The organism is Patulibacter medicamentivorans (genome assembly GCF_000240225.1).
Classification (GTDB): Bacteria; Actinomycetota; Thermoleophilia; order Solirubrobacterales; family Solirubrobacteraceae; genus Patulibacter; species Patulibacter medicamentivorans.
Genome location: NZ_AGUD01000184.1, coordinates 1 through 1,227, shown reverse-complemented (window position 1 = coordinate 1,227; position 1,227 = coordinate 1). Strand labels below are relative to the sequence as shown.

1 protein-coding gene is annotated in these 1,227 nt (G+C 78.2%); it reads right to left on the bottom strand.

The window, feature by feature from the left end:
* Window positions 1-2 precede the first annotated feature (2 nt).
* Entirely contained in the window at window positions 3-1,073 is a 1,071-nt protein-coding gene (gene murG, locus PAI11_RS11100) for an undecaprenyldiphospho-muramoylpentapeptide beta-N-acetylglucosaminyltransferase (protein ID WP_244406535.1), read from the bottom strand.
* Window positions 1,074-1,227 lie beyond the last annotated feature (154 nt).

The following is a 1,227-nucleotide window of genomic DNA, read 5'->3' as shown; positions in this document are numbered from 1 at the left end:
CCTCAGCCGGCGCCGCCCGCCGCGAGCACCTCGGCGGCGATCGCCGCGGCGGCGTCCGGCCGGGCCAGCGCCGCCGACGCCTCGGCCATCGCCCGCAGCCGCGCCGGGTCGGCCAGCAGCCCGTCGACGGTCCGGCGCAGCTTCTCGGCGCTCAGCTCGCTGTCGGGGATCACGATCGCGGCGCCCTGCTGCTCCATCCAGCGGGCGTTGGCGGTCTGGTGGTCGGCCGCGGCGTGCGGGTAGGGCACCAGGATCGCCGGCTTGCCGTGCGCGGTGATCTCGGCGATCGAGCCGCCCGAGCGGGCGACGACCAGGTCGCTGGCCGCCAGCGCCTGGCTGAGCGGCGAGAGGTAGTCGAACAGCCGGTAGTGGCCCGGCGGATGGGGATCGGTGACCCGGTCGACCAGGTCGGCGTGGTCGCGCCGGCCGCTGGCGTGCAGGACCGCCACCGCCGGATCGGTCAGCCCGGCGATCGCGGCCTCGTTCAGGCTGCGGGCCCCGAGCGAGCCACCGAAGACCAGCACGGCCGGCTCCTCGCCGAGCCCGAAGTGCGCCCGGGCGGCGGCGCGATCGGTGCATGGCGGCGGCACCGGGCGACCGGTCACGAGGAACGTCGGCTCCTCACGGCCGGCGATCGGGAAGCCCAGGCAGACCCGCCGCGCCCGGCCGTGCAGCAGCCGGTTGGAGATCCCCAGGTGGCTGTCGGCCTCGGTCAGGACCAGCGGGATCCGCAGCGACGCGGCCGCCGCGCCGACGACGCCGGCGACATAGCCGCCGCCGCCCATCACCGCCGCCGGCTCCAGCTCGCGCAGGATCCGGCGCGCGGCCGCCGTCGCCCGGACCGCCTTGCCACCGGCGCGGGCCGCCTTCAGCGGGTTCGAGCGGCTCAGCCCCTGGACGTCGATCCGGCGCAGCTCGTAGCCGGCCTCCGGGACCAGCCGGACCTCCTCGCGGTCGCCGCCGACGACGACGACCCGGTGGCCCTCAGCTCGCAGCTCGTCCGCGACGGCCAGCGCCGGCACCACGTGCCCGGCCGTCCCGCCGGCTGCGATCACGAACGTCCGTTGCGTCACGCGCGGATCGTGACGCATCGGCCCGCTCCGGCGTGTCACGGTCGACCAGCCGCAGGCGCGGGGCGCCGTCGGCGCGGGCGACCTCGCGGGCGGAGGCGAACGACGGCGTGCTCGGCGCCCGCCGCGGCGCGCTCGGGCGCGGACGCCGGCGCGG